Source organism: Komagataeibacter sp. FXV3, assembly GCF_015155755.1.
In the GTDB taxonomy this organism is placed as follows: Bacteria; Pseudomonadota; Alphaproteobacteria; order Acetobacterales; family Acetobacteraceae; genus Komagataeibacter.
This window is the reverse complement of record NZ_VWPI01000014.1, coordinates 1-20,792: the sequence shown is the minus strand read 5'-3', so window position 1 is coordinate 20,792 and position 20,792 is coordinate 1. Positions and strand designations below refer to the sequence as shown.

At 52.5% G+C, this 20,792-nt stretch carries 14 protein-coding genes; 4 read left to right on the top strand and 10 right to left on the bottom strand.

The window, feature by feature from the left end; all coding sequences use genetic code 11:
- Positions 1-90: 90 nt before the first annotated feature.
- The 3 genes from F1542_RS01395 to F1542_RS01385 all read right to left on the bottom strand — a co-directional run bounded on the left by F1542_RS01395 (position 91) and on the right by F1542_RS01385 (position 5,083).
- Complete coding sequence (locus tag F1542_RS01395; RefSeq protein WP_193731435.1) at positions 91-2,391, bottom strand: TonB-dependent receptor; 2,301 nt, start codon at positions 2,389-2,391, stop codon at positions 91-93.
- An 895-nt stretch (positions 2,392-3,286) separates the two neighbouring features.
- A complete protein-coding gene (locus tag F1542_RS01390; RefSeq protein ID WP_193731434.1) occupies positions 3,287-3,700 on the bottom strand; it encodes a tautomerase family protein in 414 nt (137 codons plus the stop codon).
- A gap of 33 nt (positions 3,701-3,733) precedes the next feature.
- Complete coding sequence (locus tag F1542_RS01385; protein ID WP_193731433.1) at positions 3,734-5,083, bottom strand: aspartate aminotransferase family protein; 1,350 nt, start codon at positions 5,081-5,083, stop codon at positions 3,734-3,736.
- Positions 5,084-5,227: 144 nt separating this feature from the next.
- On the opposite strand from F1542_RS01385, the gene F1542_RS01380 reads away from it, so the two are divergent.
- The 3 genes from F1542_RS01380 (at position 5,228) to F1542_RS01370 (ending at position 9,085) form a co-directional block, all read left to right on the top strand.
- Entirely contained in the window at positions 5,228-6,619 is a 1,392-nt protein-coding gene (locus F1542_RS01380) for a PLP-dependent aminotransferase family protein (protein WP_193731432.1), read from the top strand.
- A gap of 289 nt (positions 6,620-6,908) precedes the next feature.
- Complete coding sequence (locus tag F1542_RS01375) at positions 6,909-7,730, top strand: glycosyltransferase family 2 protein (protein ID WP_253073247.1); 822 nt, start codon at positions 6,909-6,911, stop codon at positions 7,728-7,730.
- On the top strand, positions 7,727-9,085 hold the full coding sequence (locus F1542_RS01370) for a hypothetical protein (RefSeq protein ID WP_227672373.1): 1,359 nt from the start codon (positions 7,727-7,729) through the stop codon (positions 9,083-9,085). Before F1542_RS01375 ends, F1542_RS01370 begins: the two co-directional genes overlap by 4 nt.
- Positions 9,086-9,109: 24 nt before the next feature.
- Here F1542_RS01370 and F1542_RS01365 read toward each other — a convergent pair whose 3' ends face one another.
- The 3 genes from F1542_RS01365 to F1542_RS01355 all read right to left on the bottom strand — a co-directional run bounded on the left by F1542_RS01365 (position 9,110) and on the right by F1542_RS01355 (position 14,537).
- Entirely contained in the window at positions 9,110-10,519 is a 1,410-nt protein-coding gene (locus tag F1542_RS01365; protein WP_227672372.1) for a hypothetical protein, read from the bottom strand.
- 559 nt (positions 10,520-11,078) lie between these two features.
- Positions 11,079-12,533, bottom strand: a complete 1,455-nt coding sequence (locus F1542_RS01360; protein WP_227672371.1) for an aldehyde dehydrogenase family protein — start codon at positions 12,531-12,533, stop codon at positions 11,079-11,081.
- Between the two features lie 3 nt (positions 12,534-12,536).
- Positions 12,537-14,537 (bottom strand): FAD/NAD(P)-binding protein, encoded by a 2,001-nt coding sequence (locus F1542_RS01355; protein ID WP_193731430.1) that lies wholly within the window; start codon positions 14,535-14,537, stop codon positions 12,537-12,539.
- Between the two features lie 204 nt (positions 14,538-14,741).
- On the opposite strand from F1542_RS01355, the gene F1542_RS01350 reads away from it, so the two are divergent.
- A complete protein-coding gene (locus tag F1542_RS01350) occupies positions 14,742-16,634 on the top strand; it encodes an NAD(P)/FAD-dependent oxidoreductase (protein ID WP_227672370.1) in 1,893 nt (630 codons plus the stop codon).
- A 252-nt stretch (positions 16,635-16,886) separates the two neighbouring features.
- On the opposite strand, the gene F1542_RS01345 is transcribed toward F1542_RS01350, so the two are convergent.
- From F1542_RS01345 to F1542_RS17025, 4 genes are all read right to left on the bottom strand, one after another.
- A complete protein-coding gene (locus tag F1542_RS01345; RefSeq protein WP_227672369.1) occupies positions 16,887-17,987 on the bottom strand; it encodes a lipase family protein in 1,101 nt (366 codons plus the stop codon).
- Positions 17,988-18,401: 414 nt separating this feature from the next.
- The gene (locus F1542_RS01340; protein ID WP_176643351.1) at positions 18,402-18,950 is read right to left on the bottom strand and encodes a methylamine dehydrogenase light chain; all 549 of its coding nucleotides are present in this window, start codon (positions 18,948-18,950) and stop codon (positions 18,402-18,404) included.
- 52 nt (positions 18,951-19,002) lie between these two features.
- A complete protein-coding gene (locus tag F1542_RS01335) occupies positions 19,003-20,154 on the bottom strand; it encodes an amine dehydrogenase large subunit (RefSeq protein WP_227672368.1) in 1,152 nt (383 codons plus the stop codon).
- Positions 20,155-20,495: 341 nt separating this feature from the next.
- A partial coding sequence (locus F1542_RS17025; RefSeq protein WP_227672367.1) for a hypothetical protein occupies positions 20,496-20,792 on the bottom strand: 297 nt, incomplete at its 5' end.

Genomic DNA, 20,792 nt, shown 5'->3' with positions numbered 1-20,792 from the left:
TTTTACAACAGCGAACAGACAGCCGGGAAAGATCAATATATTCCACATTCTTCCATTATCCGGCCCCGCTGTAGCCTGTCAGGTCAAATATCAGTATTCAGCCTTGATCGTGCCAAAGTATTCACGTACTGCGCCACGTTCGATGGACTGCATGTCCCCGCTTGCCGGGAAGCCGTTTTCACCCATCATGGCGATGTACTTGGCGTTGAACAGGTTGTAGACAGTAAAGCTGGCCGTCACGTTATGCAGGAAACCAACCTTGCCAAAATGATAGCTCGCCCCCAGATTTGCCAGCCAGTATGCGGGCACGTGGGTATCGTTCAGCAGCGAATACTGTCGTTTGGAGTAGTAGTTCACATCCAGGTAAGCAGAAGCCTGATGCCAGGTATAGGACAGGTTTGCCTTATACATGACCGAAGGATATCCATCCATCTTCTTGCCACGCAGGTTATGACAACCGGTGGTTGCGCTATCCAGACAGATCGGCACATCCGCCGCATAGGCAAAGTGGTTGTAACTGACGGAGTTTGTAATCGCCAGACCCTTGACCGGGGTAACGGTCAGTATCGCATCCATGCCCCACTGTGTGGCATGCTTGGAATTGATGAAGGAAGCCGACTGATCAGAACCACCGATACCGCTGGCAGCAGAAATCAGGCGATTATAATTGTCTGAGTGATATCCATCGATCCCGGCTGTCAGCAGACGTGACGAATAACGATAACCCAGCACATATGTGAAATCGCGTTCCGGGGTCAGCGTCTTCTTTAGCTGGTTGAACTGCGACTGTGTCTGGACCATCCACGGCCCCGGCTCATTCGCGCTGGCATAAGGGGATGCGCTGTAGGGGCGCATGTTTTCTGCAAAATCGAAATACAGTTCATGACCCGGCAGGAAGCGCCAGTCCAGGTTGACCGCAGGCAGGAAGGCTGCGGCGGATGTCATCGAACCCGTGGGACCAGGGTTGTTCAGAGTGGAATAATTTCCGGTCGGATCATAGGCATAATTCCCCCCAGCCGTGGTCTGCAGCATGGACTTGAAACCATAGGTCGCAGTGAAGTTGGGCAGGATACGCCACGTGTCCATGACATGATACTGAAACGTGTTGGTGCTCCACTTGTATGCCCAGCCGGTTCCGAATGCCTGACCATATGTCGTGTAAGGCCCGGTCGTGGACAGCGGCGCACCATGCCCCAGCAAGGGTTCGTTAAAGTAATCAGTCAGGGCGCTGTTGGAATTATTCTCATACCACGCACCCGTGTTGATGGTGTGATTGCCGATCTTGTATTCAAAATAGGTATTGAAGCCCTCGCGCATTTCGCGGTTCATCCAGACCTGTTCCGAAATCGGCGCCCCGGTCCCGGCCGAAACGGTGCCTGGGGCGCTATATGTCGCATTGGAAAGGTCACGATGCGCATACAACGTCGTTTTCCAGCGCAGATTATGCGCAAGCTTCAGGTCAAAATTGATGCCGCCGATATAATCCTGCGTGGACTGCCCTGCATCATACAGATCGGTGTAAAGACCATCGAGGTTCCCCCACCCTGATGGCAGGCTGCCATTGGCTAAATAATTTTTGGAAATATTATAAGCAGCTGCATAATTGGGATAAAGCAGTTCCTGACGCCAGCCGAACTTCTTCAGTTCACCCAGTGACTTGTCCATATAACCATAGACTTCGGCGTTGTTCCAGTTGAAGAACGCCGTCATCTTGCTGTCTTCGCCAATCGGCTGGACAAGCTTGGCATTCACTTGCTGCATGAAATCAGGGCTGACTGCGTCATATTTCTTTTCGAAATCGCGCGAATACGCCACATAGAAACGGGTTCCGGTCTTGTTCAGCTTGCCGCTGTCCACCCGGACATAGGTACGCTTCATCGCATAGCTACCAAAGCCCTGCGAAACGGTAGCACCGGCTTTTTCCTTGGGGTCAGCAGTAAAGAACTGCATCGTGCCGCCAAGGTTGGTGTTGGATGGAAGGTCGACTGCCCCGGCCCCCTGCGAAACGCTGACCCGGCTGATATCGTCGGATATCCACGCATTCGCAATATTCAGGCCATTGGTCGAGGTATAGGTCTGATCGTTCAGCGGCACGCCATCAAGCGTCACACCCAGCTGGTTCATGAAGAAACCGCGCATGTAAACGCTGGCGCCCCAGGTATCAATACCCAGCGGATCAGTGGAACTGTAGCTGACACCGGGCAGCTGGCCGACGGCCTTCAGCACGTTCTGGCCCGGCACCTGCTGTGCCAGTTCCTTCTTCCCGATCACGTTTTCACTGTTATGCGAAATGGCGCGACGGGTATGGCTGACCGTCAGGACTTCCGGCCTGCCAGCAGTCACGCGTGCATTACTGTTGTTAATGACATGGACCTGCCTTGCCCCGCCCATGGATCCCCGGATTGGGTGATGTGCCGGCGTTACCGTGGAAGAGCCCGTATCAGAAGAAGATGATACGGATTGTGCCCGGGCAGAATGGTCACCGCCGAAAATCAGCGCTGATGATGTCAAGAGTAAAGATATGTACCTTGGTCTCAGCATCCACATCCACTTGCTCTCCCACGCGTCCAAAACTCAGACTTTGATCAATGATCAATTCCTATTCGGAACAAGCTACGTTGCATAGGAGCAATCTTTCTCATCCATTACAATTTCGAAAGTGCAGCGATGTATGTGGCACAAAAAACACACCTATAGTGGCCATATGACCATGGCGCCCCGTGCCCACGCATCAGTTCGATCAAAAAAAAAGAAACTCAAATTGAAATATATTTAAAATCAATACTATAGTGTGCAAATTCAATCAGGTCACAACACCCCTGGAACAACCAGAACGTCTTTAATCATACGCCGTCGGCCCCATTCCGCATGAGGGATGCATCCAGTTGAATTGCGTGCCAAATAAGCAACACATAATTGCCATAAAAAATCATTGAGAGCTGCAAGTGATTGACTTCCCGATATCAATCTGCATGCAACAATAAATATGTTATATTATACCATATTTATTACACTGTATTTCTTTATCGTATAAATCATGCACTGCATAAATATTTAAAAATACATAATAAAATAATAATTATATCTAACAATTAAAAAATCATATAAGTACATTAGCTCTTTGCATACGACCACAAAATATTTCTGGCTGTATCAAAATATATAAAATAAATGTCACATGTATTAATAATTTAAAAAATACATTCGTATATATCTAAAATAAAAACCAAATATTAGAAATAAATAAGAAAACAGCCGGGCGTTATGAGGCCCGGCTGTATCCATATTACGCAGGTGCGCCCGGCAGCGGCAGCTCACCGGTCAGGAACTGTGCCCGGCCAAGGCCAAAGCTCCAGTGTTCATCCTGATTTTCGATAATGGAGACCATTAGGTCGGATGACGCCAGGCCACAGCGGGCCTGCAGTGTTTCCGCCAGCAGTTTGTAGAACGCGGCAATCTGTTCCTTGCCACGCGGGCGGGAAACGACCTGCAGTAGCACGACCTTGGGGGTGCGGGGAATATCCAGCCCCGTGTCCTCGATCACCATATGGGTCGGTTCATGCTCGGATACCAGCTGGTAGCGATCACGGGCCGGCACCTTGAAGGCTTCCAGCATGGCATCGTGCGCCGCGTCCAGCAGGCCGCGCAGTTCGGCCGGGTTCCGCTGGCCCTTTACAACGTGAAAATGCAGCAAAGGCATAATATTTTCCTTTTCCTATCTGAAAGCAGTTACTCAACCCACCTGGGTAATGAGCTTACGCAGTGTCGAAACCATATCACGCAGTTCCTGCGCGGTAGAGATGAACGGCGGTCCGAACGACACCGTATCACCCGTGCAGCGCAGCAGCAGTCCGTTGCGCAGGCCCGCTTCAAACAGTGCCAGCCCTCGCGCACCGGGCTTGCCTTCCGCCGGCTTGAAGTCAATGCCTGCCGTCAGCCCGATATTACGGATATCGGCAATGACATCCAGATCCTTCAGGCTATGGATGGCGTCCTCCAGCACGGGTTCAAGTTCACGCACGCGGGCAAGCAGGCCTTCTTCGCGCATGACATCCAGCACGACATGGCCCACGGCTGCCGCCATGGGATGACCGGAATAGGTGTAGCCATGACAGAACTCGATGGCGTTTTCCGGGCCGGTCATGAATGTATTGTAGATTTCGTCGGTAACGATCACGCCACCCATCGGCACGATACCGTTGGTTACGGCCTTGGCAAAGGTGATGATATCCGGCGTCACGCCAAAACGCTGGGCGCCGAAATTTTCGCCCATGCGGCCAAATCCGGTAATGACTTCATCAAAAATCAGCAGGATACCATTGGCCGTGCAGATTTCGCGCAGGCGTTGCAGGTAGCCGACCGGCGGCACGATCACGCCCGTTGATCCCTGCACCGGTTCGACAATGACCGCCGCAATGGTGGAGGCATCATGCAGGGTCACCAGCCGGACCAGGTCTTCCGCCCGATGCGTGCCCCATGTCGGCTGCCCCCGGGTAAAGGCCATATGCTGGGGTTCATAGGTATGGCGCAGGTGATCGACGCCCGGCATCATGCCTGCGGCAAACATCTTGCGGTTGGACACGATGCCACCCACGGACATGCCACCAAAGCCCACACCGTGATATCCACGTTCGCGGCCGATCATGCGGAAACGGTTGCCCGCCCCCTTGATCCGGTGATAGCCCAGCGCAACCTTCAGTGCCGTATCCACCGCTTCAGAACCGGAATTGGCGAAAAAGACATGATTCATGCCCTGCGGCGCGAGGTCGGCAATCCGCTCAGCCAGCGAAATGGCGCCAGGATGGGTCAACTGGAAACAGGGCGCGAAATCCAGTGTCTCGGCCTGTTTGCGCACGGCTTCGACAATACGCGGATGGGCGTGTCCCAGCGGGGTGCACCACAGGCCCGACAGGGTATCAAATACCTTGTTACCTTCGCTGGTGGTGTAATATGCCCCCTTGGCACTGACCAGCGTGCGGGGTTCCATATTGGCGCGCAACTGACGGTTGGCGGTAAAAGGTTGCCAATAAACCCCTTCACGCTCGTTACGGAGAAGGTCCGCTTTTTCTGAATCCTGAGCCATGTTACAAATCCTGTTACCGAAATGCGTCCCCAATCCCTGGTGCGGAGACGATTCATTCCATAAACGTAATGCCCCACCAACGCCCTGTATATGTACAATCAGCGGACACATCGTGAAACTGTACTGATTGGGAACACATCCTCCATGACTTCTTCTTCTTTTCCCAGTCCGGACCGGCGCAGCGCCACGCCTCTGGTCAGCCAGATCGGGCAGGATATCGAAGACCGTATCCGCAGCGGTGTGCTGCGTCGGGGGGAACGCCTGCCTTCCATCCGGCGCATGGCACGACAATGCGGGGTCAGCACCATTACGATCGCCAATACCTATCTGCGTCTGGCATCTGCGGGACTGCTGGAAAGCCGGGGCACCCGGGGATATTTCATCACCGGACCTGCGCCCGAGACGCCGCTGCTACAGCGGTCGATTGATTCGATGTGGCTGCTCCAGCATGCATATGAGGACGAGGCCCCGGTCATCAAGGCTGGATGTGGCTGGCTTCCGTCCGACATGCTGTTCACATCGGCGGCCCAGCGTGCGCTGACGGGACTCTCCACACAGAAACTGGCAGGTATGCTGGAATATGGCAATCCCTACGGCCATGCCGGGTTGCGGCACAACATCCGGCAGATGCTGGCGCGTCGGGACATCAGGTGCGACGAAAGCAGCATCATCCTGACACATGGGGCCAGCCAGGCGCTGGAACTGGCGGTCCGCTGCCTTTCGACGCGGGGCGATACGATTCTGGTGGAAGATCCGGGTTACTGCAACCTCTATCCGGCATTACAGGCACTGGGGTTGCAGATCGCCAGCATTCCACGCCTGCGTGATGGTCCCTGCCCCGAACAGCTTGAACGGATCATACGCCAGTACCAGCCGCGTCTGTTCATCACCACATCCATCCTGCACAACCCCACCGGCACCTGCAGCACGGTGCAGAACATGCGCGATGTCCTGCGTATTGCCAGACAGAATAACGTAACGGTGATTGAGGATGACATATTCCTTGACCTTGCGCCCAACGGACAACAGACGCTTTCACAACTGGGCGGCCTGAAAACGGTCATACATATCGGCAGTTTTTCCAAAACCATAGGACCGGGACTGCGCGTGGGCTATGTCGCATGTGACCCGGACATTGCACAGCGTATCCTGCGCCAGAAAATGGCCAGCAACCTGACCACAGCCTCCCTGAACGAGGAAATTGTCCATACTATCGTCAGCAGCGGGTTATACCATCCCCATCTAGCACATCTGCGTGAAAGCCTTACGCGGGCACAGGCACGGGTCTGCGCCCGCCTGGAACAGGTGGGAATGCAGCTTTATTTCACGCCTGCAGGCGGTATGTTCGCATGGGCACGGTTTCGGGAGGACACGGACGTGCGCGCCGTGGCCGAACGCGCGTGCTCATATGACATCATGCTTGCCCCCGGTCACCTGTTCCGCCCGGATGAACAGCCTTCACAATGGTTCCGGTTCAATGTGGCCCATGCGGATAATCCACGTCTTTTCACGTTCCTTGAAAATATAAAAAAATAGTCCATTAAATTAATAAATACCCATTATGGCCAATATTATTCAGCATATCCTAAAATATGGAGTGTATTCATTCCCTATGTGCCTTTCACTCTGCATCAAGCCAAAACCATGGATATCGCTCTGAATTCGTGAATAAAATATGGGATTTTCTGATCCTGCCCTCTTTCGACAAGCTTATGCAGGTCGTCGTGATCTTTACCGATTGTAAAATATTATTCTGTAGGATGCTCGTACTTTAGTAAAATCTATCAGGCCTTGGAAAATGTATCCCTTTAAATCCGCAGTATGCATGATTGTAAAAAATGAAGAATACCGCATCAAAGAGTGGATATGTTACCATAAAAGCCTTGGATTTGATACAATCATCATATTCGATAACAATTCGACAGATAAAACACGAAATGAAATCGAAAGAATTTCGCGATTTATCGATACAAGATACCACAAATGGGAAAATAGTGAATATTTCTACCAAATAGACGCCTACAATTCATGCATTTCAACATATCGCGATGAATTCAGGTGGATCGCCTTTATCGACTCTGATGAATTTATTGTCCCCAAGAACGATGACAACATCAACAGCTTTCTTCAAAAATATATCAATTATGATGCACTGGTCCTGAACTGGGCCATGTTTGGATCCTCGGGGCATATCACTCCACCGAAAGGTCTGGTGATTGAATCCTTTACCAAACGATCAGATGAACGTTTTTTCAACGCACGCCACGTAAAGACAATACTTAATCCCGCCAGGACAAAGCATTGCATCAATCCCCATGTCTTCGAGATTGATGGCCGGACCGTTAATGTCCACCACAAGGAACCCGAGTGGGAAAAGGCAGGTATCGTCAGTCATATTCCGATCTATGATGAATGCCAGATCAATCATTATTATACCAAAAGTCGCAATGAATGGATCAGGAAACTCCAGCGCGGGTATCCAGATATGGATACGTCAGGTTTTGACGATGAAAAGATCCTCGAAGGTTTCCGATATGCTGATCTGAATGATATCGAGGATCTGTCCGCTTTGCGTTTCCTAAAGAAAACGAAAAATATAATTTTTTCGGTTGATACGCTATCCGGCCTGTTATCGGAAACCCCATGACCCTGTCCACTCAATCCGACATAATATTTCAAGAAGACAAGGCATCTTCTGATATATATTTGTTGATGGATTTCCATGGACATATATTATCTGTATCAATAGAAGGGCATGTGCAGGCTACATCTATTCAGTCGTGCTTCATTCCGCTTTTGTTTGATTCCCATCATTCCTGCCTGAAATTACAGCAAGAAGAAGTATGTCTCTACATAAAAAAGGGACGTATTTTTACGGCTTCCCGGGACATGTCCTATCTTCAGATCCATAAGGAAGGACAATTCATTTTTCTTTCCAATGGCCCTACCTACATATCATCCGACCCCAATGGGACGGTGGACCTGAAACATAATCGGGAAAATTGGGAAAAATTCTTCCTTCTGCCATATGATGGATTTGTTTTCCTAAAAGCCATGATGGAAAATGGTTTTTATTCCAGATCGCTAGGACAGTTTTTTAATGCGACAGAATGCATGCTGGAAAAATTTCATGTCCGGTATGCTGACATAAGCTTTAGCCTTGAACAGAATGCACATATATCATTCCGTGACAATACTATTTTGTATGATAATATAAGTATTGAACAGATAACAGCCCTGAATCCTGCGATATATTTCTCCATATTCGGGAAACGTGAATTCCTGGATATGTTTATACTATGCGCGCACTCCATCATGAAACGATCGGGGGTAAATTTTACATTCATTATCATAACCGACCTCGATATTGATGAGGTAATTGAAGCCACCACGTTCATCATCAAGAAAAAAGTGATACCGGCACATTTCCTGTCAAAAATGGAATATCTGTACGCACGGTTCACGATCACACGATTGGATAGCCTTTCTTCCTATCAACCGGTTATCTATTCCGATATTGACGTTATATGTAATGCGTCACTTAAATCTCTTGTTGTAAAAACCCTGTTGAACGACAGCATTCTGGTTAATACGGAACAGGGCAAAGAAGGACAGGACATCTGGTTTGGAAAGGCATTCATTTGCACCGATCCACATGTTAATGACCGGAATACATTATTTGTAAATTCCGGCATTTTCTGTTTCAATAATATCCAATCGGTGACATCCCTGTTTCAGACAACCCTGAGAATATGTCATGCAGCCTACAGGAAATGGGGACATGACCTGAAAGCTTATGACCAACCGTGTTTCAATTACGCATTGAAAAAGATTGGCCGTTTCAACCTGACGGATCTTCCGGCATATATTATTAATTTTCCCGACAGCGATTTTAATGCCATAGAGCCGCGCGGGCTAGCCCATTTCTGTGGAGGTGTTGGTATATTCTCATCAAAATATAATCTGATGTCTGAATACTCAAAGTATCTGGAATCATTATAAATCAACGGTCAGATGTTATCCCTTTTATTCAATAGCCTTACCAAGCGCGATAGGATACCAGTGTCCGTTTTCAAAAATGACCGGAACATGATCGTCGCTATTATTGATTTCCATTCCTTCCTGCGGATCCCGGATATTCAGGATCTGCTGACGCGTCATGGATGCAAGGCGCAACCCATTTCCTGACGTCAGGGTTCCCCCGGTCCATATATTCCCATTATCATCCACGCTGAATGTTGTTGCACCTTTTACCTGATACGCCAACAGGTCATGTCCCATATAATTTGAGAACTGCAGCGTATGTTGATTTTTGCTGCTATTTGTACCTTCTGCAGAAAAATCAATGATCTGATTGGCTGCAAGGCGAATGGCTGCACTATTGCGTTCTGTCAGGGATATCTGTGTCGTATCAATAAATGCGTTTCGCACTACAATATTACCTGAAAGGAACGTATTGAATGAAACATTCGGGTCATTATTATCCCGATTGGCCCATATCCCGACCCCGATTCCTACCCTGTAATCTGCGCCACGCATCCATGTGACTGTTCCATCAGTAATGTAATCATGGATACGATCCGGGAATGCCAATTTCTGAAATCCGGCTTTTCCCGATCTGGTACATATATATATGGCCGGTATTCCAACTCGATCCATATTAACGACCCTGTTTCCGACATCATAGTCCTTGCCAGGAACGTATTGATCAAAACCATGCGGTCCCGCAGACAGGTAGAGCAGTTTTCTGTTTGACTGTTTGGGATCATAAAGACTTTCCTCAGCATCCGCCCCGTTTGCATTGATATCCAGTTCATTGGTCTGCGCCCATGATTGCGGCGGCAGGCCGGTATAGTCATTCAGTTCGGAAACAATGGCCCATGTACTGCTTTGTCCATACTTGTTGGCTTTTATTTTTATGCCCTGATCCTGTGTTGACCACGTATTATTCCCATAGGAATCCATGACATCGTTTATACCGACAACCGATCCATTGACATCCCTGTTGGCAGGATCATGTGCCCCGTTTATGGTATATACTTCCAGATTAGGTTTATCGGGAAATACGTTGCCCCAGGCCCAGCGGTTATCCGCACTATAATTCGAATATCCTATACTGACGGTCGGATGTTCACTGCCGCCACTGAAATCCGTACGCCGGAACCAGCGCCCACCTGCAAGATTACGGATATACAGATCACCATCTCCCAGCGCGAGATCGAGTGGCTGCGTTGTATTCCCAAAGGAAAGACCGCATATATCCTCCCACGTTACAGTTTTTCCAACGGCATGGGGTGCCCAGGGATATCCGGATTTATTGCGCATTCCCGGCCATTTTCCGCATGGCAGAATCAGGGTGGCATTGTCCGGAACCGCATTATAGACAGAGATGATCCGTGGTTCATCATTGACGGAACCATCCAGTCTGGCACCCATGCGCCGCAGATCGTATATGTCCGGGATAGTCTGCGCAAATGCACCGTTCGCTTCATTTCCGGCTACGATTATTAAACATGAAAGCAGTACCTGAACATGAACTGCAAACCACCTACAGCTATGCATTGATAAACATCTCCACAGGAACGATGTGACAGCACGGCAGGATATTTAGGTAAGATTAATTTCTCTTTTAAAAACTTCGATCAGATTTTTCCAGAAGGCTATTTGAAATAGTCCGCAAATTAGAAAAATTGTTTGATGAAGCTTTTTTCAAAAAAATCTCAAAAATGCCGCCTTTTTGAAAAAAGTCGGCACCCAAAAACTTTTATTTTATTTATTCAACAGCCGTCAAAACCCCGGATATTCATTGGTCTACACATGACGGGTCTGTCCATCACCAAGGCAATCCGGTTGCCGGGGAAAAATATCGCAACAACTGATACAATCGATTTTCCGGATTTCAATGGCGACACTAATGACATGCTGACCGCCCCAACGCGCCCTCTCCACTATGGATAAAGACGCGTGCAGGTCAGCCTGAATGCCTTAACTGCGTTTATGATGCCGTCCAATATCCAAGGATTGCCTTGATTTCCATGAAATCACGCAGGCCATACACACTGCATTCCCGCCCGTTACCAGATTGTCCATATCCGCCAAATGGCGCTGCAACAGTCCATGGGGCACCGTTGATATTCACGTTACCCGCCCGCAGGAAACGGGCCACATGCCGGGCATGGGACAGATCGCCTGACTGGATATACGCCGCAAGGCCATACGGCGTGTCATTGGCGATCTGGATGGCGTGTTCGTCGTTATCATAAGCCATTATGACCAGAACCGGCCCGAAAACTTCTTCCTGCGCAATCGCCATGTCTGTTGTCACATGACCAAAGACGGTCGGGCGCACATAATACCCACGCGTCAGCCCTTCCGGGCGACCCGGTCCACCACAGACCAGCGTGGCCCCTTCATCCATCCCCTTGTGGATCAGGGTCTGGATACGATCAAACTGAAGATGGCTGACAACCGGGCCAAGATCAATTTCCGGGTCCGCCGGGTCCCCCACCCGAATGGTGGCAGCCGTCTGACGGGCGATATCCAGCGCTTCTTCCATCCGGGCCGCGGGAACCAGCATACGGGTTGGCGCATCGCAGGACTGGCCCGAATTGCTGAAGCATTTACGCACACCCTGCGCCACAGCCTGTTCCAGATCGGCGTCCGGCAAGATGATATTGGGCGATTTTCCACCAAGTTCCTGATGGACGCGCTTGACCGTATCCGCGGCCAGACGCGCTACCGCCGCACCGGCACGGGTGGACCCGGTAATGGACACCATGTCGACCAGCGGAGAACGGGCCATGGTCTCCCCCACTTCGGGGCCTGTGCCGTTCAGCATATTGTACACACCCGGTGGCAGACCAGCTTCATGAAGGATTTCGGTAAACAGCAGGGCACTGAGAGGGGCAACTTCGCTGGGTTTGAGGATAATGGTACAGCCCGCAGCAAGTGCTGGCGCAACCTTGCAGGCAATCTGGTTCATCGGCCAGTTCCACGGCGTAATCAGGCCGGTAACGCCTACCGCTTCATGGACGATCAGCATATCATCGCGCCGTTCCTCAAACGGGAAGTCACGCAGCACCGTCACCATTTCTTCCAGATGCGCCATCCCCGCCCAGGCCTGACTGTCATACGCACGGGTCAGGGGGCTGCCCATTTCCAGTGAAATGGCATGGGCCATTTCCTTCATGCGCCTTTTGTAAATCTCCACGATCCGTTCCAGCGCTGCCAGGCGGGTGGCGCGGTCAGACATGGACCATGCGGGGAAAGCCGCGCGGGCGGCCTTGATCGCGCGTTCCGTATCCCGGGCATTGCCCAGTGTGATCCGGGCACAGGGCTGCTCCGTCGCGGGATTGATGACATCCATCTGTTCCCGCCCGTCTGGCGTAACCCACTGCCCATTACAATACATCTGGTGGGCGTGCGCGGAAATCAGGTTGTCGCGTGTCATGACTTACATTTTTCCTTCGTTGGTATGTGTACCAGCCGCATTGCCGGGAACGGTCGGAACAAACGGATACTGGCCTGCATCCAGCAGTTCCGTCACGGCACGATGGGCTTCAAGAAAGGCGGCGTCGGTATGGGGACTGGCCGCTGCATCCGAATTGGCGATTGCAATGCGCCCGAATAGCTGCCTGCCCACCACGCAGGGGCGTGTTTCCGTCTCCGTAAACACCCATTCGGCAGGGTCATACAGGCTGTTATAGGTATAGGCATAACCATGCGGCCAGCGGTTGACGGTTATGGCGGCGATATCACGGGTGGCGTCAAATCCCCCCGCACCCAGCACGCGCTGCAACTGGTTGCGGATTTCGTGTTCAAACGTCTCGAATGAAATGCCCAGCAGCATACCGCGCGCGGCGCGGTACTGTTCCCGCTTTGGCAAGCCCGGCACGCTGAACGTCTTGATCATGCGGATGACAATGGGACGGTCGGGATCGGATGGCAGGGCAAGCTCGCCAAGGGCCGTGGGTTCAGCAAGCGAGACCTCATCAAAATACATTCCCGGACAACGGATTTCACTTACCCCCAGTTTTTCAAATGCCCGCCAGTTACGCAATGCCACATTTACATAAACAATCGGTCCCTTGACACCATAGGCCAGCGCCTTCTTCTGGGTCTCGGGCAGTGTTGGCACCAGATAGGGAATGAACATGTTCCAGCACGCCATGACCACCTGCCGGGCCTGCACCTGGTGATAGTGCGTGGGGGAAGCCTCCCCCGCCGGGGCATACAGGACTGATACGTGCTGTGCCTGATCCGGGGCGCCGTCATGGGCGACATTCATCACCATGCTGCCCAGTCGCAGGCGTACATTGGATCTGGCCCGATCCAGCGCCCCATAATCGAATGTGGCCGTCGCCATGTCTTCCTGCGTGCGCGCCTTTGTTGACGCAGGGATGAGGGAGGCAACCAGCAGGCGGGCGAGGGTTGCATTGCCATCGGGGAAGTGGACGCTATGCCCGCTTTCCTTCTGCCGCCCATGCTGGCCACCAGGCAGGTCGGCCAGAAGCCCCTCCGGCACGTCCCCCAGACCCAGACCCGAAAATCCCGGCAGACCCATTGTCCAGGCGAACAGCGCTGGCAGCGCATCCGACCCAACACAGAAAACGCCACTGCCCGCCTTGCGGAAAAACCACAGGACGGACGGGTCCACCTTTGCCCAGTTTTGGAGGTAATCCGGGTACGAAATACTGGCGAGGAATTTCTTCTTTTCCGCAACCGAGCGGCCATGCAGGTAATCCGGCTGCCGTGACGAAAGCAGGCGCATGAGGTCCGCGCGTGCCCTGTTGCTGAGTGGGGCATGTTGCAGGGCATGGGCATTGAGACAGTTTTCCGTGCCGGCAGCACTGCGCACCAGGGTATCGGCATGCCATGTTTCCTGATCGAAAAACAGGCCCGGTCCCATGCCATGGCTGGAATAGAGGGACTCGTTAGGCGCATTTTCCTTCAGGTAACGATCAAGATCGACACCGATGTCATCCAGGATCATTCGTGCCCACTGATTGTAGCGTTCGGGAGATTCGACCTCCAGCGTACCACCATTGAGCACCATCCGGGCACCATCAACACTGAATTCGTTCCGCTTGGCATGCCCGCCGAAATCATCATGATTATCGATGATAAGGATTTTTTTGTCTGCTCCCGCATATTTGCGAAAGAAATGGGCCGCCGAAAGACCGCTCAGCCCCCCGCCAACGACAACAAGGTCATAGACCTCGCCCGTCTTCTGGATCTTATGGGCTGGAACGGTGCCGTCACGCAGGGCATGTGCTGCCTCGAACGCCCCGGGGTGGCTGCCACGCATGCCGGTCCGTGCCGGCGGGGCAATGGCTGCGGCGTCCTCTGCCTGCGCCCGTCCTGCCATCGTGCCGATCGCGGTACTGACCAATACACCATTGATAAAATCACGACGCGTAACCGCGGGCGTGGAAATCGTTGTTTTCCCTGACATCCGGAACAAGACCTTTTGAAGTCGGAATGAAATGATTTGGCAAAATAATCTTAATTGACGATCATGACCATGCCCTTTCGTTCCGATTTAAAAACGGCACGTTTTCGGTTGGAAAACCGTAAACATGAGCAGCGCAATTCCAGTTTGTTCCGGAAAAGGAACGTGTTATGCGCATAAAATGCAACCCACACGCATGGACCTGGAATGAGCGATAAATCTCCAGCCGATACGCCCCGGATAACACGCCGCAACGTGATACAGGGCGTGATCCTGCCGATCATGGCCAACGCCATGCCATCCCCCGCGCAGGCGGCTCCATCCATCCCGGTTTCCCCGGACGCGACAGCTGCATCCTACCCACCGCTACGGACCGGCCTGCGCGGGCAGTATCCCGGCTCTTTCGAAGTTGCCCATGCGGCACGCGACGGACTGTTTGCCGGACAGGTCACGGCAACCGACACGGGTGAACATTATGATCTGGTTGTCGTGGGGGCCGGTATATCCGGACTGTCGGCCGCATTGTTCTACCAGCGTGCGATGGGGCCGGATGCGCGAATTCTGATCGTGGACAACCATGACGATTTTGGCGGCCATGCCAAACGGAACGCATTACAGTACAAGGGACAGACATATCTGGGCTATGGCGGGACGATGAGTATCGAAACCCCCTTCCCTTACAGCTATACAGCGACATCCCTGCTGCTGGACCTTGGCATCCGCCCGGACAGCTATTCCAGTTACCTGAAGACCAGCCGCCTGAAAGGACTGGAACCGGCTGTTTTTTATGATCGGGAAAATTTCGGCAAGGATCAGCTGGTTCCCGGTTATCATGAAAAAAACTGGGACAGGTTTTTCTGCGCCTCACCGCTGGATGATGAAACCCGGACCGACCTTTTGCGCCTGCACACGCAAACCATCAATTACCTGCCTGACCTGACGCCCGATGCCCGTCAGGCCCTGCTGCGCACGATCAGTTACGAAACATTCCTGCGCCGTTATGCCCACATGTCGGACGGGGCCATCCGTTTCTTTGCAGGCAAGGCCTTTCGCAACAATATGCGCGTGGATACCTGCCCTGCTTATGATGCGATGAAGGCGGATGCGCCCGGTTTCAATGGGATGGAGGTCACGCATGACGCCGTGCGTGAATCGGCTGTCTTCCACTTTCCTGATGGCAATGCCACTGTTGCACGGCTGCTGGTTGGCCGGTTGGTGCCATCATTTTTTGGCCCCCCGCAAACGGCAGCCAGCGTTGTCATGGCACAGGGAAATTACTCCCGGCTGGATCAGCCGGGTGCAGTACGTATCCGCCTGAACAGCATGGTCGTGCGCGTGGAACATACAGGCGACCCGAGTAAACCGAATGATAACAAACCTGTCAGGGTAGTGTACCAGAAACCGGACAATACATCCGATACACGCCACGCAGTCATGGCTGACAATGTCATCATGGCATGCTTCAACAATATCATTCCGTTTATTGTGCCATCCCTACCTGACGCACAAAAAGATGCATTGAAATACCCGTCCAAGGTTCCAATGCAGTATAGCAGTGTCCTGCTGCGCAATGGACAGGCACTGCACCGTTGCGGCACCCGATCCATTTATGCGCCCTGTTCCTACCATACCCGCCTTCTGGTGGATGAACCGGTGGATATTGGCGGATACACGACCAATCCCTCCCCTGATCGCCCGACCATGGTCCACCTGCTGCGCAATGCAAATGCCCCTGGCCATCCACGCAAGGAACAGAACAGGCTGGGGCGGCAGGAAATGCTGGCCATGACTTTCCCGGAAATCGAGGCAAAGACCCGCGACCAGCTTCAGCGCATGTTCGGCCCCCTTGGTTTCAATCATGAACAGGATATTGTCGGACTAACCGTAAACCGCTGGCCCCATGGCTATGCCTATACTTACGACACGCTGGGGGATCCGTATATGCCCGCAGCCCTGCGTCCCCATGTTATCGGACGGCAGCCTTATGGGCGGATCGCCATTGCCAATGCGGATTCCACTGCCGCAGCCTTTACCAATACCGCAATAGATGCAGCCGAACGTGCGGTGCAGGAGTGTCTTATCAGTCGTGGATATACCTGATCCAGAATAAAAAATCTGAAAATTATTTAGAATAACTTAAAGGTTTCCTGAAAAGGCAGATCATAAAATATCCTGCAATTATAAAAAATTTTTTGGTGAAGCTTTTTTATTAAAAATCTTCTTAGTGAAAAATAAAACCTTTACCAAAAAATTCTTCATAATTTACAGGATGTCGTAAAAGCAGGATTTTCAAACAGCCCCTGACAGAATGTGTTCTGTCAGGGATCCCATCGTCATGCCTGAATCACGTTATCATTTCAGGCTTTCGCAGTTTTCAGTCGCCGGTTTGCCAGAAAACCGGTCCTTGATCCATGCAATCTGCATGGCAGTAGACTGGATCATGGTCGGGTCATGATCCAGACCAGGCAATTCAGTAAAAAACAGTGGAATGTGATTGTGACAGGCCGCACGCGCCGTCGCCTTGACGCCTTCTGGTGGTACGGTCACATCGCCCCCACCGGTAATGACCAGCAGCGGTCCTTTCAACTGCTGGCCACCCACTGCATCCTCATGAAACATGGACTGCACGAACCTGTTATCCAGCCATCCTTTTTTGGTAATGCTGTCAATTGACTGACCATCATACAGGGCATGGGCGACATACCAGCATCCCTGCCTGACCGCCCCATCGTAATGCGCCATGCCCGCATCATTCAGCATGAAACGCGGATCAAACTGTGAATAACGGGCCTGCAGACCATACGCCACCATGGGGGTATAAAAACTTTCGCCCCCTTCCCCCGGCAGCGGATGAACAAAATCCGGCATATTGATCGTACCAGAAACCGATACCGTCCCCAGATAGCCGGGATCCGCAATATCATGTTCCATTTCCCCGACACTCCATGACGCCATTCCACCCTGGGAGTGCCCATCGGCAACCCACCTGCTGCCCAAAGCAGGCACGGCCGACCGTGCGGCCGCAACCGAATAGATGACATCGTAACCTTGGGCCAGCTTGTTCATGTACTGGTGCGCACCGGACGTTCCCAGCCCATGATAATCCGTTGCGACAACAGCAAGGCCATGGGCAGGAAAATCAAAAAGCCCTTCGTTACCGTAATACAGGTTCTTCATCAGCGATGGCGCGCATTGCCGTGCAACACCACTGGTGCCATGCGCCCATGCCACCACCGGCCATCCACCTGCCGGCGCTGGCCCGGCTGGCACCAGCACGACAGCAGACGAGACGACATCATGCCGCGTGGCATCCAGCGAATGATAAAGAATGCGGTAGGCCTGTACACCCGGCGGAAGGATATAATCCGTTGCCCGTTCCTGACGGATCAGTGCGCCTGCATATGTGGGGGCATTACCATTTTGCGGAGCCTGATAGAATGCCTCGTTTGCCAATGCATTCCGTGATTCCTTAAGCTGCGCCTGTTCCAGCGTACTGGCATGCGCATGGAAAGTCGTGCCACCCCACATCAGGAAACCACAAGAAAAAATAGTTTTTCTTAAAATATTAAACATCATTTTATAATTATTCCCTATTCACAGAAATATAATTTTTTGAACATGTCAGGTAATTTATCGTATAGATTAAGGTCGCCCTACAGATACAACCAGACAGTGACCTGAATGGCAGAAAGGTTTGCATGCCTGATTAAACAGGATGGGCACGCCACATGGAAAAACCACATGTCACAGCGAATACCACATCATCTGACAAGGAGATCATGCGACCTGATCTGATCCAGGCACAACTAAAGAACAGGTCGAATGAATACAGCCTGCACCTGTTCCCTGTATGCGAGAGTTCCGTAATTATTCCGCCTGCCCCACCAGTGCTGCTGTCGAGCAGTGATACACAGCGGACGATCCCCCAAAACACCAGATGATGTCATTATTAGCCTGGGGTCGGTAAACCGGGAGTTCCCTGTCTTCCGTATTACAATGGCAATCCGGCGATGAATTGCACAATGTACGCCCACAGCAGTCCCGATAGGCAATGACGTAAGACCGGTTATCAACAGGGTTACGGCAGGTGCCTATCCACGATACAGGAGAGGGCTGCGTGCCGGGTGGACAGGTATGTACACCACCGCCACAACATCCACACAACACCCCGTCAATGGCGCAGTGCCGCCAGTAATCGCATTTTGTCGGATCCGTGGACTGGGCACGGCGATCAAAATCCGAAACCGCAGCCGGTTGCGTCTGTGCCGCCTGTGCACGCTGAACGGGCAAAAGTGGCAGGGAAGACGTCACCACCGCAGCACTTCCCGCCTTGGCGATCATGCTGCGACGTGAGATTCCCTGCGCCATTTTCCGCGTCAGCTTTTCGCCCAGCCTGTCAAAAAAGGATTCAGTCATGACCAGTATTTTCCAAACCAATGGGAACAATATGAATTGAACAGGAATTGCCTTACGGCGGCGTGACGGTCATGGCGCCCGCGTCGATGTGGGTATTACGCAGCACCTTCCCGCTCTGCAGGTCGATGACCATCAGGTTTCCGTTTTCTCCATTGGCATACAGCAATGGTTTCTGGTCCTGACTGACCGCAACCACCTTGGCTGGCGTCGGCAGGTCGATGCGACGCACCAGACGATGGGCCTGCGTATCGAGTTCCCACACTTCAGTACCCGCCGTCTTGTGGGTCCAGTATGTGCCTGTATGCATCAGGGCGAACAGATGGTGGTTATAATAGGACATGGCAAACGGCTGCGTCCCGCCCGGACGCCATGCCAGTTCCTGCACCCCGGTTCCGGCAGCAGGCTGTCCTGCCGCCTGCTGGATTGACCATGCTGGTTCGATAACCGGTTGCGGACCCAGATGCGCCTTCATGACCTTGCCGCTATAGGTAATGAAATAGGCATCACCCTTTGCACGTTCCGCCAGGCTCTGTTCATAGACCGGGTCGCCATCCGCGCTGAAAAACGGTTTGGAATGGGTTACGCTGGCTTTCCCATCCGTTCCCACCGCCACGTTGGTCAATGATCCATCGCCACACAGGCTGGAAAAGCCACCGCTCTGCCATGGAAAGACCAGCGCGCAGCCGGGAATATCCACCGTGCGAACCACCCTGAACGCGGACAGGTCGACAACCGTGACGGCGGAAGCCGGGCTGAGGTCGAATATGAATCCGAACTTCCCGTTGGCATCAACATCAAAATTCTGCTGCTTGCGCCCCACCAGCGCGCGCGGCGGCAGCGCCAGTTCGCGCACGCGTTCCAGTGTGCGGGCATCGAACTGCTGCAGCATGTCATGCCGGTCCCCATGATCGACAAGCGACCATGACGTCTCGGTTATGTAAATGCGCCGCCGGTCAGGCATAATGACATTGTTGGCCAGCGGGGTTGCTGGGATCGTGCCCAGAACATGACCGTTATCCCCATCATAAATGGTGATCGCCGTCGTCTTGGTATAGGGAAAGACCCAATGTGCCCCCATTGCCGGAAGCTGTGCGACGTCGCTCTGCTCCGCCTGCAGGACAGGTGTCGGGTCAGCAGCCAGCACCGGGGAGGAAACCGCGACAGATACGACCATGGCCGATACACGCCGAAACCAACCTGTCATGCACTTCCTCCATCAAGATTTCTTACGATACAGATATTATTGCGATATCACAATATATAAGCTAACATACCCGATATTACAAATTACGGTGTGGCACGTGTCCGGGCCGCCACGTAGCCTGGATGTCATGGACGTTGACATCGCGCAGTCCGGTACATCCCCGTGACCTGCCTGACAGCCGTGATGAACATGGCCTGTCCCCGGTTCCGCATGACGCTGGCGAAAATACTCCCTGCCCTTACCCGCATCGGCGCGCAGTGCCTGAACCTGCAGAACACAAGGGACAGGCCGGCATGATGGTGGACATGCCGATCTGGAACGTCAGCGGCCCGCACGAACTGTCATACCGGATCGGTGGCTTGGCCCCCGTCACGCGGATTTTCCACGCCGTGCCTGATGCGATATGGAAAAGGTGGGAATGAGGCAGCCCCTGCACGGATGGCCGCATCCCTCCTCCAGCGCTTGCGCTTGGCGATTTTATCCGTAGGTTCTGCTCCGCATGAAAGCGTATAATGCCAGGTCTGGGGCAAAACGGGGGAAACCGGGTGGATGAAATTTGATCGCGTGAAGTCGTTGGACGCAATCCTGGCGACGGCCAAAAAGAAATCACTCAACCGGTCGCTTGGGGCTTTCCAACT

Coding starts and splice junctions, on each gene's coding strand:
- F1542_RS01395 (WP_193731435.1), bottom strand. CDS start 2,391: ATGGGCGGGGCAAGGCAGGTCCATGTCATTAACAACAGTAATGCACGC.
- F1542_RS01390 (WP_193731434.1), bottom strand. CDS start 3,700: ATGCCTTTGCTGCATTTTCACGTTGTAAAGGGCCAGCGGAACCCGGCC.
- F1542_RS01385 (WP_193731433.1), bottom strand. CDS start 5,083: ATGGCTCAGGATTCAGAAAAAGCGGACCTTCTCCGTAACGAGCGTGAA.
- F1542_RS01380 (WP_193731432.1), top strand. CDS start 5,228: ATGACTTCTTCTTCTTTTCCCAGTCCGGACCGGCGCAGCGCCACGCCT.
- F1542_RS01375 (WP_253073247.1), top strand. CDS start 6,909: ATGATTGTAAAAAATGAAGAATACCGCATCAAAGAGTGGATATGTTAC.
- F1542_RS01370 (WP_227672373.1), top strand. CDS start 7,727: ATGACCCTGTCCACTCAATCCGACATAATATTTCAAGAAGACAAGGCA.
- F1542_RS01365 (WP_227672372.1), bottom strand. CDS start 10,519: ATGGGTGCCAGACTGGATGGTTCCGTCAATGATGAACCACGGATCATC.
- F1542_RS01360 (WP_227672371.1), bottom strand. CDS start 12,533: ATGACACGCGACAACCTGATTTCCGCGCACGCCCACCAGATGTATTGT.
- F1542_RS01355 (WP_193731430.1), bottom strand. CDS start 14,537: ATGTCAGGGAAAACAACGATTTCCACGCCCGCGGTTACGCGTCGTGAT.
- F1542_RS01350 (WP_227672370.1), top strand. CDS start 14,742: ATGAGCGATAAATCTCCAGCCGATACGCCCCGGATAACACGCCGCAAC.
- F1542_RS01340 (WP_176643351.1), bottom strand. CDS start 18,950: ATGACTGAATCCTTTTTTGACAGGCTGGGCGAAAAGCTGACGCGGAAA.
- F1542_RS01335 (WP_227672368.1), bottom strand. CDS start 20,154: ATGACAGGTTGGTTTCGGCGTGTATCGGCCATGGTCGTATCTGTCGCG.